This window comes from Pseudomonas frigoris (assembly GCF_047758635.1).
In the GTDB taxonomy this organism is placed as follows: domain Bacteria; phylum Pseudomonadota; class Gammaproteobacteria; order Pseudomonadales; family Pseudomonadaceae; genus Aquipseudomonas; species Aquipseudomonas frigoris.
Genome location: NZ_CP180479.1, coordinates 369165 through 382934, shown reverse-complemented (window position 1 = coordinate 382934; position 13770 = coordinate 369165). Strand labels below are relative to the sequence as shown.

Here is a 13770-nt window from a genome sequence, read left to right as displayed (position 1 = left end):
CGCCTTATAGGCTGCCGTCAGGGAAATCATTCACCGGGCTGAAGCACATAAATAGCGCACTGATTGAAACTCGTGCGGTTCAGCACCCAGACAAGAGCGTTTGAAATCTCGAACGAATCCTAGGATCAATGCCGGGAAAGGACAATAGGGCGTTCGAAAAAAAGAACGAAAACGGCGCATTTGCCTAATTTTTCTGATCAACGTAGCAACCGCAGGTTACGCTTTGGAAAAACGCAGGTGATTCAGCAGCATGGACGCCCGCAGCGCATATGAGTATCATGGCGCCCGCATTGCACCAGTAGCTCAGCTGGATAGAGTACTGCCCTCCGAAGGCAGTGGTCGTGGGTTCGAATCCCGCCTGGTGCACCATACGTAGAAACGAGAAAGCCTCAGATCTTAGGGTCTGGGGCTTTTTTGTGTCCGTCGTCAAAGCCTCAGGATGGGCGCTGGATGCAGCTGTTCGGTTTAACCGAACAACTGAGTCTGAAAAAAACCGCCGAAGCGGTTTTTTCATTCAGTCGTCCAATCAAACTCGTCGTATTCATCATCCTCGTCGTCCTCAACCTCTTCTTCATCAAGAACGTCTTCCTCAAGCGCTTCTTCTGCCTGCTTCGCCAGCAGAAACTCCTTACGACTCTCAGTAACAGCCCGTCGTAATTCCTGACCCTTCACCGGGCAGTTGAGCATTTGGGCGATGCGGTCGATTTTTTTCGCCATGGCTTCCTCCAACGCATCGGCTATGGGCCGATAGTGCGCGCTTTCGGGTGTCGATGCCAAATTGGCGACCGCTGTGCCCTTCAGTTTTTCTGCAACGCCTTGAGTCGGGCCGTGAGGTTTTCGTCAGGGAAGCGCTTGTGCAATGTTTTCAACAGCGCATCGGCGGCTTGCGTCTGACCGGCCTTTCGCAGGCGCACCACTTCATGCAATTGCTCATCCAGGGTTTTCGCCGGCGCTGCTGCACGCTTGCTGGCCTTTGCTTCATCGGCCATTTCGGCATTGATCGATTCGCTCTGCGCGGGCGCGGCAAAATCGGCCATTGGCGCCGCAGGCGCGGGGGCCGCCAGCGAGCGAGCAACCGAAGGGGGTACCTCTGCGGCTTCTTTTTTGGCGACCGGCGCAGAAGCTTTGGGTGCAGGGGCGAAGTCGTAACTCGGCGGTTGCTCCTCCGTGCGTTGCACCAGTGCAAGCATCAGGGCCACTCCGACGAGGCTGGCAAATGCAACTTGCCAACGGGGTTTCTGGCAGGCCTGAACCCAGCGTTTCCACAGACCAGGTTTCTGCACAGGGACTTCACGGTGTGCGGCAGCCAAGAGGAACGCGTCGAGATGGGCCGGTGGTTCGCCGGTCGCGTGGTCACGATAGTGCTTCAACACTTCGTCTTCTGGGGTAGGACGGGCGTCAGTCATGTCAGTACCTCCTCGGCCAGCAGCCGACGCAGTTTTTGCTGGGCGTAGCGCAAGCGGCTTTTGACGGTTTCCAGCGGTGTTTCGGTGAGGGTGGCGATCTGCGGCAGGTCGAGATCGCCATGGGCGCGCAGCAGGAACACTTCGCGCTGGTCAGCGGGGAGGTTTTGCAGGGCCGCTTCGAGGCGCTGGCTGTCGCGGCTCAGGCTCAGCAGTTGTTCGGGATCAGCAGCGTCATCGCTCAGCGCGTGGATCTGTTCGTCATAGCTGTCGTGCAAGGGGTTGTGGATTCCGTGTTTGCGCCAGTGATCGATCAGACGGTTGCGGGCAATCTGGTAGAGCCAGGTGCGAAAATTCGCTCGGCCTTGTGGCTGACTGGTGCTGCGGATCAGGCTCAACCAGGTTTCCTGGTAAACCTCTTCGGCCAGCTCGGACTTGCTGCTCAGGCCGAGCAGGAATCGGTAGAGCCCTTGGCGGTGACGGGCGTACAAAATCTCGAACGCCGGCCCGTCGCCTGCGCGATAACGGGCCAGCAGCGATTCGTCGCTCGATTCAGGAGCTGACATTTCAGTTGTAGCCTCCTTTAAGCGGCTCACTATTGGATGCGGTCGTGGTTCGCAGACTTTGAGCCAACTCCACCAATTGCACGAACTCTGCCCGCAGACCAAATCGATCCTCGCCCCGCGCACCGCGAGCCAAAGCCTCGGTGTCCTTCAGGCTGAAATCACCGGTATACCGCCCGTCCTTGAGCTGCTGGGAAAACGCCGCGACTGCCGCTGCAAATCGCAGGTCTTCACTGGCTGGCGCAGCACTGTCAGTGATCGGCCGCTCGATCAAGCGACTGTTCCCACCTTCGGGCAACTGATATCGCACGCGCAGTACGGCCATTTCCCCAGATTTCCCGGAAGCAACTGCCCCGGAATTGCCGTAGCGCAACGGCTCCAGCCAACCCTTCTCGCCCTTCGGCACAATTTCATACAACGCCGTCACCGTATGCCCTGCGCCGATTTCACCGGCATCGACCTTGTCGTTACTGAAATCCTCACGCTTCAACGCACGATTTTCATACCCCAACAGCCGATATTCACTGACCTGTGCCGGGTTGAACTCCACTTGCAGCTTCACGTTTTTCGCCACGACCGCGAGGGTCGAACCGAGCTGATCCACCAGCACCTTGCGCGCCTCGCGCAGGTTGTCGATGTAGGCATAGTTGCCGTCGCCAGCATCGGCCAACTGTTCCATCAGGTGTTCATTGTAGTTATCCACACCAAAACCCAATGTGGTCAGGGAAACGCCGGTCTTGCGCTTATCCACAGCCATTTGCTTGAGGCTGTCAAAGTCGCTGATGCCGACGTTAAAGTCACCGTCAGTGGCCAACAGGATGCGGTTGATGCCTTTGGGAATGAACGCTTGCTGCGCCATCTGATAGGCCAGTTCGATGCCTGACGCCCCAGCGGTGGAGCCGCCGGCGGTTAATTGATCGATGGCTGTACGAATTTTCACTTTTTCGCGTCCGGAAGTTGGCTCCAGCACCACTCTCGAATCACCGGCATAGACGACTAATGAAACCCGGTCCTGCTCGCGCAATTGATCGACCAGCAATTTCAGGGTGCTTTTGACCAACGGCAACCCCTCGCGTCGGTCCATCGAGCCGGACACGTCCACCAAAAACACCAGGTTCGCCGGGGCCAGTTCCGCGACCGCGCGGTCCGAGGCCTTGATGCCGATACGCAACAATCGGGTATGCGGGTTCCACGGTGACGGCGCCAGCTCTGTGGTCACGCCGAAGGGCGAGCCATCGGTGGGCAATGCGTAATCGTAGGGAAAGTAATTGACCATCTCCTCCAGTCGTACCGCACCTTCCGGTGGCTGCCGCCCCTGATTGAGCAAGCGGCGGACGTTGGCGTAAGCGCCGGTATCGAGGTCGGCGCTGAAGGTCGAGACGGGCGCTTCGGCCACGCTGTGAATCGGGTTATCCGCCAGCGCTTGATACTGCTCCCGCTGCTCATCCCGATATCCCTGCGCAGATGCCTCACCCGCCGGCATCGGCGCATAGCTCGCCGTCGGCGCCGGACTCACGCTGCGCTTGGCCATCGAGGAGTCCGCCATGACAGCCTCGCTGCGCACCAATGCTTCAGCCGACAGCGCACCTTGAGCCGGTGGCGGAACCGAGGCGGAATCAGGCTTGGATGAAACGCCGCAACCGGCAATCGCCAGCAGCAACCCGGCGGCGAAACCCTGGGCGGCCGGGCGGAGGAAATGCAGAGGGAGGGACATGGGGGCTGACCTCAGGAGGAAATTGATCCATTCATCCTCTGAGACGAGCCCCTCTTCAGGTTCGGGTTAAACCGGCCGAAATTAATTTCAGCGGTGATAACGCCGCACCACACTGCTGTTTTTCAGCACATGGCCTTTGATTTTTTCCAGTAGCTGCGCGCGCGTCAGGCCGGCGGGCAAAGCTTCCGGCGCCAGGTCCAGGGCGTAGAGCTGGATGATGTAGTGGTGCGCGCTGTCGCCGACCGGCGGGCAAGGGCCAACATAACCTGTGGTGCCTTTGCTGTTGGTGCCGCCGACGCCTTCTAGGGCGGATTTTGCGCCGACGCCGGAGGCAATCTGATGAGTCGTGGCTTTGATGCCGTAATGCACCCAGTGATCAACGCCTTGGCCTTTTTGGCCGTCAGGATCGTGCATGACAATGGCGTAACTGAGGGTGCCCGCCGGGCCGGCGTTCCAATTCAATGCCGGTGACTGGTTGTGCCCACCACAATTGGGCGCATCGCTGGCGGCAGCCGAGGTGAACAGTCGATCGTCGGTGACACCTGGGATGTTCAGGGTGAAACGCTCCTGGGCCTGCGCCGGAAATTGTACGCAAAGGGCGACTGCAACGGCCGCCAGCCAAGGGTTCAGAGAGGTCAATCGGGTCATACCGGAGCACCTTGTGCGGGTGGGGCCGTCGTCGGCGTGCAAACTATAGCCGGACGGTTCATTCGGTGGCAGTGGGAATTGGCTGAACCTCCAGATAAGCGCCAAACTCTTAAGTGAAACGCTTGCCTGGAGAATGAACATGGCACTGCACCGCGTTGCCCGCTTCGCCGATGTGTCCGAAACCCGGGGCCTTGAAGTCCTGATCGCGGACACGAAAATAGTCTTGCTGCGGGTAGGCGATCATCTGCGCGCCTTTCAGGGCGAATGCCCCCATGCCGGAGCGCCGCTGGCCGACGGTGCTCTGTGCCACGGACGTTTGATCTGCCCGTGGCACAAGGCTGCGTACCGGATCGAGGACGGTGCGCTGTGCGAACCGCCGGCCCTGGACAGCCTCAAGCGCTATCCGCTGGAAGTGCGCGATGGCGAGGTCTGGGTCGACGATCAGCCGATGTCCGACGCTCATACCCCACCGGCGGACGACGCGCGAACCTTTGTGATCATCGGTGCCGGTGCGGCAGGCACGGCGTGCGCGGCGGCGTTGCGCGAAAAGGGCTTCGGTGGCCGGGTGCTGTTGATCGACCGTGAAACCGACGCCGGTTACGACCGCACGGTATTAAGCAAATTCGTGATTGCCGGGGAGATGCCGCCGGAAGAAGTCCCGCCGCTGCGTGATGAACACTTTTACCAAGAGCAGCGCATTGAGCGAATAAACGCTGAAGTGACGAGCCTGGACGCCGAGAACAAAACGTTGCACCTGTCTGATGGTCAATCGCTGAGCTACGACGCAGCCCTGCTCGCCACCGGGGGCACACCCAATCCGCTTACGCTGCCTGGCGCCGATCTGCCGCAGGTGTTCGTGTTGCGTTCGAAGGATCAGGCGCAGCGGATTCTGGGCTCGGCAAAACCAGGCCAACGAGCGGTGATCATCGGTGACAGTTTTATTGCCATGGAATCCGCGTCCTCCCTGCGCCAATACGGCCTGGACGTCACCGTTCTGGCCCGCCACGCAGTGCCTTTCGCCAAACAGTTTGGCGACGCCGTCGGCAAGGCGATTCGTGCCCTGCACGAGGCTAACGGTGTGGTGTTTCATACGGATGGCGAAGCCACTCACGTCGAAGGAACGACCAAGGTCGAAGCGGTGCACCTGGACAATGGTCAACGTTTACCGGCGGATCTGGTGTTGGTCGGTATTGGCGTCAGCCCGGCAACCGGCGCATTTACCGGCCTTCCCATGGAAAAAGACCAGTCGCTGAAGGTCGACGGCGGGATGCGCGTGACCGATGGGCTTTGGGCCGCCGGCGATATCGCGACCTTCCCGCTCAACGGCCAGCCCCAACGGATCGAACATTGGCGCCTGGCACAGCAACAGGCACGGATCGCGGCGATGAACATGCTCGGCGGCGACGAGCATTACCTCGACGTGCCCTATTTCTGGACCTGGCACTTCGGTAAAAACTACGACTACCTTGGCCACGCCGCAACCTGGGATGAGGTCGAGTTCAAAGGTGATCCTGACCATCCGCCTTTCATCGGCCTGTTCGGCAAGGAGGGATTGGTGGTCGCCGCGGTGGCTTGCGATGAAGAACGTGCGATAGCGATGCTCGCCGAACGGATGAAACAGCCGTTGTCGGTGGATGAGGCGTGGCGGTTGATTCGGGACCTGAATTAACGGCTGTTCCCCCGTTTCAAACGCCAGACAGCAAAACGCCCGGCGTCTGCGTTGCGCAGAGGCCGGGCGTCGGTCTGTAAGCCATGGTTTTACTGGACGGTGACATTCCCGCCGAATTTGCTCATGACAAACCCGACAAACTCTTCGACGGTCATCTTCTGGCCGTTGAATTCCACCTGATTACTGGCGTAATGCAGTTTGGAAACGATGTTGTTGCCATCCAGTTTTGCCAACTGCGTACCGACTGCCATGCTGCCAAACATGTCGGCGGTAGCAGTGGCCTGATCGGCGATGAGTTTAGCGTCGGTCTGACCGTTGATTTGCGACTGCACGCTCAGCAGGTCAACGAGCATGGGCTTGGACACTTTCACGTTGACGTCCAGCAGCGCGATCAGTTGTTGGGTCAGTAGGTCGGGCGGCAGGTCCATGGATTGTGGTTTGGTCAGGTCGAGCACCAGGTGGGCGCGGCTTTCGCCATTGGGGGTGTTGAACGACAGATTTTCCAGGGCGACCTGCGGGCCAGCGGCCAGCAGTTTCTCCAGGCCGGTTTTGACCTGCGCCTCTTCGGCCGGGGTCAGGATCAGCTCTGGCGCCGGTTCACCCGCAGCGACGGCCTCAGCGGCGGCCCTCTCGTACGGTTGCAGTTTGGTCTGGTAAATCTGCATCAACGACATTGTTGCCGGGATGTCGAGGTTCTTCAGGCTCATGACCATCTGAGCAGAGCCGACGGCCTTGCCGTTCAAGGACACCTCACCCACCTTGTAATCGGCACGCCCCGAGGCGCTGGTGCCCGATTCCTCGGTCTGGTTCTTCATTTCAAATTTCTTGAAACCCAAGACCGACTGCTTGGCGCCGAAGGTGGTCTTGCTGTCGGTCAGCTCGACGGTGTTGTCGCCGGTGTAGTAGCCGTAGGTACTTTTTGTCAGGTTGCTGGCCAGGGTCAGGCCGTTCAGTTCGACCTTCACCGGCGTCTGATCTTCAGCCACTGTGCTCAGTGTCAGGCTGTCCATGTAACCGTCGGCCTTGACCTTCTGCGCTTGAGCGCTGGCGGCGACATCGAGGTTCAGCCCGGAGAATTTCAGGTTGGACTTGTCGTCGAGCGCCACGTCCAGCGACAGCAATTGCAGAGTACCGTTGGTGGCATTGTCGTAACCGATGTTGACCACGCCCGTGAGTGGGGATTTGTCCTTGGCAGCGGCGAACCACTTCTCGGTGTTAGGCGTTCTTTCCAGTTCGTAGTGACTGGTGGCCAGGACCGGCAGCCACTTCAGCGACACCAGGCGCGAAAACGGCAGCGGACCGTGTTCGATGTGATCGACAAACAGCAGCTCCACCGGTGCTTCACCGAACATCTCGCCTTCACCCTTGAGGCGGTAGTGCGCAGTGCTGCTGAACACATGGCGTTCCAGCGACACCAGCTCCAGCGACGCCTTGCCGTTGGAACCGACCAGCGCGGCTTGCAGCTCTTTGTTGGCGTCGGCGATCGAGGTGTTCAGCACACCTTCGAGTTTGGTGCCGGTGTACCAGGCTCCGCCGGCGCTGATTGCGCCGATGGCAACGACGATTCCAAGAAGCACGCCTGCTGATTTATTCATGAATGACCCGATCAATGTCCGTTGTTTGAAGGTGTGGTCGTCTTCCCTGAACCCATGACGGGTTGCGGTCACGACTGCGCTAAAAGTGCGATGGAGATTAGCATCAGGCGCACGGGGCGACCCAATGATTAAAGGTTAAAGAGTGTCTATGGACCGTACGCAGGGGTTGAGAGTTTCGGCGGATATGAAATCGCCATCGTCGGATCGCCGCCCGGAGCAAGCTCGCTCCCACATGGGTTATGTGTCGATCACAGTAACCCTGTGGGAGCGAGCTTGCTCCGGGCGGCGATCCGACGATGGCGTCAGTCCTGTCAACACAGAATCAGGAATACTGAACCTCGATCTCATCAAGCTGATGATCAAAGCTCTTGAGCCGTGCGGTCCATGTATAGACCAGCACTTCGAAGTCGCGATTGATCACCGCCGTGCCGCTTGGGGATTCCGAGCGCGGGTCGCAGAAGTCCAGTTGATAACGTTCCCGGGCCATGGCGGTGACGACATCGGAGAGTTCACGGGCGTTGCTGAGCCAGTGCCAGCCTTCCGCGGACACTTGCTTGTCCAGCGCCTGGCATTGTTTTTTCAGGGTTTCGAGGCTTTTTTCCAGCGGTGTGCCGGTGAGTTCGCCCATGACTTCCTGGAACGTACGCCCCGGTTGCCAGTAACTGCCCCAGAAATACCGGTCGAACACCGTTTCGACACGGCGCAGCGCGACCTTGGTGTCCCAGATCAGCACCAGGGTCTTGCCTTGTTCGAGCTGTCTTTTTTTGATGCGCTGACCCTGGACCGAAGCCCAGGCCACCACCACGATTGCCATCACGGCAATCAGTGCCGTGGCGCTGTCGAGGAACACCAGTGCCTTGTCGATCTGGTGGGCCAGCATGATGCCGTAGAAATAAGTGGCCGATAGCAACACCAATGCCGCAATAGCGCACCAGAAGCCGGGAGCATAAGGGTTTTTCATTATTGGAATCCCCATGACCAACGCGAGCCTTGATTGATGAGTTCGACGCGCGACCTCATCAAATCAAAGCATAGCAACGGCCTCAGGGTTTGCCGGAGTTCGTGCCTTGCGTTCGTCCGCTTTCCCAACCGCCACCCAATGCCAGGAACAAATCGATCTGGCTCATGGCAACCTGCGTGCTGGCGGAAGCCAGTTGCGCCCGCACGTCGGTGTAGGTGCGGGTCGCTTGCAAGTCCGCCAGGAACGATGCGCGGCCAGCCTGGAAGAAGCGGTGGGTCTGATCTGCCGCCAGTTGCGCCGATTGCTCGGCGTCGGCCAGTGCGTCGCGACGTTGCAGCAACGCGGAGTACTGCGCCAGGCCGGTTTGGGTTTCGCGAATGGCGTTGAGCACCACGCCATCGAAATGCGCCAGCGCGCCTTGGGTCGTTGCTTCGGCCTCGCGGATTCGTGCCCGGGAGCCGTTGGACGGCACGGTCCAGGTCAGCAACGGCCCGAAACCCCAGCGATTGGTCGCCGGTTTGCCGAGATTTTCCAGGATGCCGACGGTACCGACGGTCGCGCCGATGCTGATGTCCGGGTACAACTCGCCGGTGGCGATGCCGATGCCGGCGGTCGCGGCAGCCAATCGTCGCTCGGCCTGCCGCACATCGGGACGGCGCTTGAGCAACGTCGCGCCGTCACCCACCGGCAACAATTGCGCAATTTTCGGCAGTTCCGCACAGTCGCTGGTGCCTGGCGGCAATTGGTCGACAGGTTTGGCCAATAGCATCGACAAGCGGAACAACCCGGCCTGACGGACCGCCTCATAACGCGGCATGTCGGCGCGCAGGGATTTGAATTGGGTTTGCGAGCGGGTCACCTGGGTTTCATCACCGCGCCCGGCGTCACGCAGACGCTGGATCAGCGTGGTGCTCTGGGCTTGCAGGTCGAGGGAATGCTGGGCGATTTCCTGCTCTTCATTGGCCGCGCAGACTTGGGTGTAGGCCCGAACCACATCAGCCACCAAGGTAATCCGCGCTGTATCGGCCGCGGCTTGAGTCGCATCGGCATTGGCCTTGGCCGCTTCGATGCCGCGCTGCAACGTGCCAAACAGGTCGAACTGATACGAGGTGGTGATGCCAATGTCGCCGACGTTGGCCACCGGCACTTTCTCCGGTAGCAAGAACGCTTCGCCAGACTCCTGCAAACGCTGGGCGCCCATCTTCACGCCGCCGCTCCAGCCACCTGCCGCTTGAGCTTCATCGACCTGCGCGCGCGCGCGGGAAAGGTTCGCCGCCGCCACGCGCAAATCGGTATTGGAGGCCATAGCCTGCTCGACCAATTGGTCGAGGCGCGGATCTTGATACAAGCGCCACCAATCGCTGGGCACCGGTGCAGAGACGACATTTTTGCCGTTCACCGCCAAGTCGCCCTGCAAGTCTTCACGGTGTACGGCGGCCTCGTCCGGCAAGTGATAATCCGGCCCGACCACTTGGCAGGCCGACAGCAACAGGCCTAACCCGGCGATAGCCAAACCCGAGGCCCTGCTCATTTCGCGGGCTCCTGCTGGTGGTCATCCATAATAGAAACCGTCGCCGTGCGACCGGCGATCATGCGGAAATCGGCCGGCACATCATCGAAGGCGATCCGCACCGGAATCCGCTGGGCCAGCCGCACCCAGCTGAACGCCGGATTGACGTTGGGCAGTAGGTTGCTACCGCTGCTGCGGTCGCGGTCTTCGATGCCGGCGACGATGCTTTCCACATGCCCGCGCAGGCGAGCTCGGTCGCCGATCACCCGAATATCGACGCTCTGGCCGACATGAATGCCGTCCAGTTTGGTTTCTTCAAAATAACCGTCGATGTGGAATGAATTGCTGTCCACCACCGACAACACCGGACGCCCGGCGGTGACGAATTCCTGGTTGCGCGGCGCACGGTCATTGACGTAGCCATCCACCGGGCTGCGGATGGTCGAGCGGTCAAGGTTGAGCTGGGCGCTGTCCACCGCCACCTGAGCTTCCATCAACGCCACCTCGGCGCGGGCCACCCGGGACTGGCTCTCTTCCAGTTGCTCACCCGGCACCAGATTGCCGAGGCCGCGGTTACGCTTGGCTTCGCGTTGCGCCTGCGCCAGGGTTTCCTGACGGTCGGCGACCGCCGCCTTGGCCTGACGCAGGGCCAGTTTGAAACGGTCCTGATCAATGCTGAACAGCACCTGGCCACGTTTCACTAATTGGTTGTCACGCACGTCGACCCGCTGGATCAACCCGGACACGTCCGGTGCGATCTGCACGATATCGGCACGGATGTGGCCGTCCCGGGTCCAGGGCGCGAACATGTAATACATCACCATGCGCCAGACCACGACAACGGCGAAGGTCACGATCAGCAGGGTCAGGACCACGCGACCGATGGTCAAAAAAGGTTTTTTCATGTCATCAGGTATCGACTGAGTGAGTCCACGGCGCCGAGCAGCACAGCGTAGAGAGCCACGTTAAACAATGCCCGGTGCCAGACCAGACGGTAAAAGTGCAGACGCGTCAGCAACCCGTGCACCAGCAGGAACAACACGTACGTAATGCCCATCAGCACCAGCAGCGTGGGCAGAAACACCCCGCTGATATCCAGATCACCGATCATAAAGGCGCTCCATCGATGCCATGGGGCAGCGGTTCTTCGAGCTCGCCGGCGCCGACGAATTCCACCCCTGGCAGCAGCGACAGGCGCAGGCCGCTCAAGGCGTGCAGCAAATGCAGACGCGCACCTTCATCGCACTCCGTGTTGAGTGCACGGCGGGTGCGATCCAGGGTCATCAGCAACGGACTCGGCGCCGGCAACCGTTCGCCAGCCTTGAGGCAGGCTTTGAAATACTCACCGACCTCGGCCACCACCTGGCGCAGCAGCGCTTGCGGTACGCCGAGGACTCGCGGTGTATAGGCGAGCAAATCCAGCAGGTTCAGCGCCACGCGAACTTCCCGCAGGGCGATGCCCGTGTCCTGGCCGGTCATGGCCAGGCGCGGCAAATGCTGCATCAGGCGATCGAGCATCTGCACACCCAAGTGCCGGTGCTCAGACAACGTCGCCGGTTCGGTCAGGCTGACAATGTCGCGCCAGCTGAAACGGGTCAGGCGCTTGGCCGCCAGTTCGGCGCCGAACGGCCGGGCGATCAGGGTCCAGACGAAGGCGAACAGCAAGCCCACGGGGCCGGCCAGGTTGGAGTTGGCGAAGCTGAGGAAATCCGCGTCGTAGGCACCCTGAATGCTGATGAAGGACGAGGTGTTGACGAGGGTCAGCAGCATGCCCAGATAGAACTGCGGCTTGACCGTCAGGGTGCCGATGCAAATGAACGGCACGGCAAACGCCAGCACCAGCATCGGGAAGTCATGCAGGTTGGGCAGGACCAGAAACAGATAAAGACTGGCGAACAACACCGACATCGCCGTCCAGAAAAAGAATCGGAAAATCTGCGGTGCCGGGTCGTCCATCGAAGCGAAAAAGCTGCACGCCACCGCCGCCAGAATCACCGCGGCGCCGCCGTCGGTCCAGCCGAGCAGAATCCACAGCACTGAAGCGACGATGATGGCGGTGACGGTGGACGCCGCCGAATAGAGCATCAGCCCACGGTCGAGAAATGGCGACAGCCGACCAAGCCGCCAGTGCCGATAAACCGCGCGCCAACTGTCCTGGCTTTCGCACTGGATGGCGTACTGCAGGCTGCGACAGTCTTGCCACACATCGATCCACTCGCCGAGGCGATACAGGGCGTTTGAGAACAGCAGCTGCTTGCGATCATCCAACGCTTCGGCGGACGGTTGCAGGGCTTCGAGTTGGTCTTTCAGCGTCTGCCAGCGGGCGAGGTCGGCATCGTTGTGGCCGAGCCATTCAGTGGTCGCTGCCAGCAGCGGCGCGAACTTATCCACAAGCTCGGGCGTGCGCCGCTCAAGGGCATAAAGCGCGTCGTCGAGGGCGTCAATCACTGGCAGCAGGTGAATCATGCGACCGCGCAGTTCCTTGGTGTTGCGCACCGTTTGCGGCCGCGCGCCTTCGTGGGGCAACTGGCCGATCATCAATTCCAGACTGTTGAACGTCGCCACCATCGCCGAGCGCAGCGCGCTGACTTCGTCCGGCTGCACGTTGCGGCTGAGGAAACGCAGGCTGTAAGTCGAGGCATCGGCAAACCATTTGCTCACCGAATCGTTGAACACCGGCGCCAGCCGCCGGGGCCAGAACATGGCGCCGACCACCGCCGCCACGGCGATGCCGAGGAAGATTTCTTCGGTCCGTGCTTCGGCGATGTCCCACACCGCCAAGGGGTTATTCACCACCGGCAGGGCGATCAGCGGCAAGGTGTACCCGGCGAGCATCAGCGCGTAATTATTGGCGGTGCGCAGGTGCAGGGAGAGGAACAGCAGAGTCCCGGTCCACAGCGCGATGACCACCACCAGCACATAAGGGCTCTGGACAAACATCGGCACGAAAAAAACCGCGGCGGCGGCACCGAGAAGGGTGCCGACAGCGCGGTACAACGCCTTGGAACTGGTAGGGCCAAGAAACGGACTGGAAACGATGTAGACCGTGGCCATCGCCCAATAAGGCCGGGGCATTTGCATGAGCATGGCGATGTACAACGCGATCATCGATGCCGCGAACGTTCGCACTCCGTAGAACCAGTCCCGCGCCGGGGGCATGCCGGTAAAAAATCCGTTCAAGGGTTGAGCACCGGCAGATGATTGGCCGATTCAAAAGCCCTCAGCACCCGCAACGCCGCTTCCAGATCACTCTGATCGATCCCTTCGAGCACTTCATGGCGCAAACGCACCAGCTCGATTTCGACGGCTTGCACCAACTCACGACCGGTCTCGGTCAGGCTCAGGCATTTGGCGCGCCGGTCATGGGCGTCTTCGGTGCGGCGGACGTAGCCGGCATGACACAGTTGATCCAGCAGACGCACCAGGGACGGGCTCTCCATCCCGGCCGCCTGCGCCACCGTCACCTGCCGCACACCCTCGCCCAAACGCCCGATCATCAACAACGGAACGGCGCAGGCTTCGGAGATTCCATAGTTGACCAGCGTGGTCTGGCAGATCCTGCGCCAATGCCTGGCGGCCACCACCATGGAGCTGCTGATGTTCATCTGGAGAGCGTCGAGGTTCTTCGGCACGAGGGGAAACACACACTGTTAGCTTGCTAACTATCAATATGGCATTTGATGGGAAAGCTGGTCAAGTTTTGAAAC

At 60.4% G+C, this 13770-nt stretch carries 13 protein-coding genes and 1 tRNA gene; 2 read left to right on the top strand and 12 right to left on the bottom strand.

Features of this window, described 5'->3' with window-relative positions; genetic code table 11:
• Positions 1 to 292: 292 nt before the first annotated feature.
• Positions 293 to 369 (top strand) — tRNA-Arg (locus ACMXYH_RS01805).
• A gap of 141 nt (positions 370 to 510) precedes the next feature.
• Here ACMXYH_RS01805 and ACMXYH_RS01800 read toward each other — a convergent pair.
• From ACMXYH_RS01800 to ACMXYH_RS01780, 5 genes are all read right to left on the bottom strand, one after another.
• Entirely contained in the window at positions 511 to 777 is a 267-nt protein-coding gene (locus ACMXYH_RS01800; protein WP_256657694.1) for a hypothetical protein, read from the bottom strand.
• Positions 778 to 797: 20 nt separating this feature from the next.
• Entirely contained in the window at positions 798 to 1406 is a 609-nt protein-coding gene (locus ACMXYH_RS01795) for a hypothetical protein (protein ID WP_415766119.1), read from the bottom strand.
• Positions 1403 to 1969 (bottom strand): RNA polymerase sigma factor, encoded by a 567-nt coding sequence (locus ACMXYH_RS01790; RefSeq protein WP_415766118.1) that lies wholly within the window; start codon positions 1967 to 1969, stop codon positions 1403 to 1405. Before ACMXYH_RS01790 ends, ACMXYH_RS01795 begins: the two co-directional genes overlap by 4 nt.
• A gap of 1 nt (position 1970) precedes the next feature.
• Positions 1971 to 3680 carry a vWA domain-containing protein gene (locus ACMXYH_RS01785; protein ID WP_415766117.1) on the bottom strand — a complete coding sequence of 570 codons (1710 nt, stop codon included), beginning with the start codon at positions 3678 to 3680 and terminating at the stop codon, positions 1971 to 1973.
• Positions 3681 to 3767: 87 nt separating this feature from the next.
• Positions 3768 to 4328, bottom strand: coding sequence for a YbhB/YbcL family Raf kinase inhibitor-like protein (locus ACMXYH_RS01780; RefSeq protein ID WP_415766115.1), 561 nt, complete (start codon positions 4326 to 4328; stop codon positions 3768 to 3770).
• A 139-nt stretch (positions 4329 to 4467) separates the two neighbouring features.
• Between ACMXYH_RS01780 and ACMXYH_RS01775 the strand changes: the two genes are divergently transcribed.
• Positions 4468 to 5997, top strand: a complete 1530-nt coding sequence (locus ACMXYH_RS01775) for an FAD-dependent oxidoreductase (protein ID WP_415766114.1) — start codon at positions 4468 to 4470, stop codon at positions 5995 to 5997.
• An 89-nt stretch (positions 5998 to 6086) separates the two neighbouring features.
• Here the strand turns inward: ACMXYH_RS01775 and ACMXYH_RS01770 are convergent, their stop codons facing one another.
• From ACMXYH_RS01770 to ACMXYH_RS01740, 7 genes are all read right to left on the bottom strand, one after another.
• Positions 6087 to 7592 carry a YdgA family protein gene (locus ACMXYH_RS01770; RefSeq protein ID WP_415766113.1) on the bottom strand — a complete coding sequence of 502 codons (1506 nt, stop codon included), beginning with the start codon at positions 7590 to 7592 and terminating at the stop codon, positions 6087 to 6089.
• Positions 7593 to 7914: 322 nt separating this feature from the next.
• Positions 7915 to 8553 (bottom strand): NADH:ubiquinone oxidoreductase subunit N, encoded by a 639-nt coding sequence (locus ACMXYH_RS01765; protein ID WP_129439519.1) that lies wholly within the window; start codon positions 8551 to 8553, stop codon positions 7915 to 7917.
• 82 nt (positions 8554 to 8635) lie between these two features.
• On the bottom strand, positions 8636 to 10084 hold the full coding sequence (locus ACMXYH_RS01760; protein ID WP_415766112.1) for an efflux transporter outer membrane subunit: 1449 nt from the start codon (positions 10082 to 10084) through the stop codon (positions 8636 to 8638).
• Positions 10081 to 10968, bottom strand: coding sequence for an efflux RND transporter periplasmic adaptor subunit (locus ACMXYH_RS01755; RefSeq protein ID WP_129439523.1), 888 nt, complete (start codon positions 10966 to 10968; stop codon positions 10081 to 10083). The genes ACMXYH_RS01760 and ACMXYH_RS01755 overlap by 4 nt, the downstream gene beginning before the upstream one ends.
• On the bottom strand, positions 10965 to 11174 hold the full coding sequence (locus ACMXYH_RS01750; protein ID WP_033058629.1) for a DUF1656 domain-containing protein: 210 nt from the start codon (positions 11172 to 11174) through the stop codon (positions 10965 to 10967). The genes ACMXYH_RS01755 and ACMXYH_RS01750 overlap by 4 nt, the downstream gene beginning before the upstream one ends.
• The gene (locus ACMXYH_RS01745) at positions 11171 to 13243 is read right to left on the bottom strand and encodes an FUSC family protein (RefSeq protein ID WP_415766110.1); all 2073 of its coding nucleotides are present in this window, start codon (positions 13241 to 13243) and stop codon (positions 11171 to 11173) included. The genes ACMXYH_RS01750 and ACMXYH_RS01745 overlap by 4 nt, the downstream gene beginning before the upstream one ends.
• Positions 13240 to 13668, bottom strand: coding sequence for a MarR family winged helix-turn-helix transcriptional regulator (locus ACMXYH_RS01740; RefSeq protein ID WP_415766108.1), 429 nt, complete (start codon positions 13666 to 13668; stop codon positions 13240 to 13242). Before ACMXYH_RS01740 ends, ACMXYH_RS01745 begins: the two co-directional genes overlap by 4 nt.
• Positions 13669 to 13770: the final 102 nt, after the last annotated feature.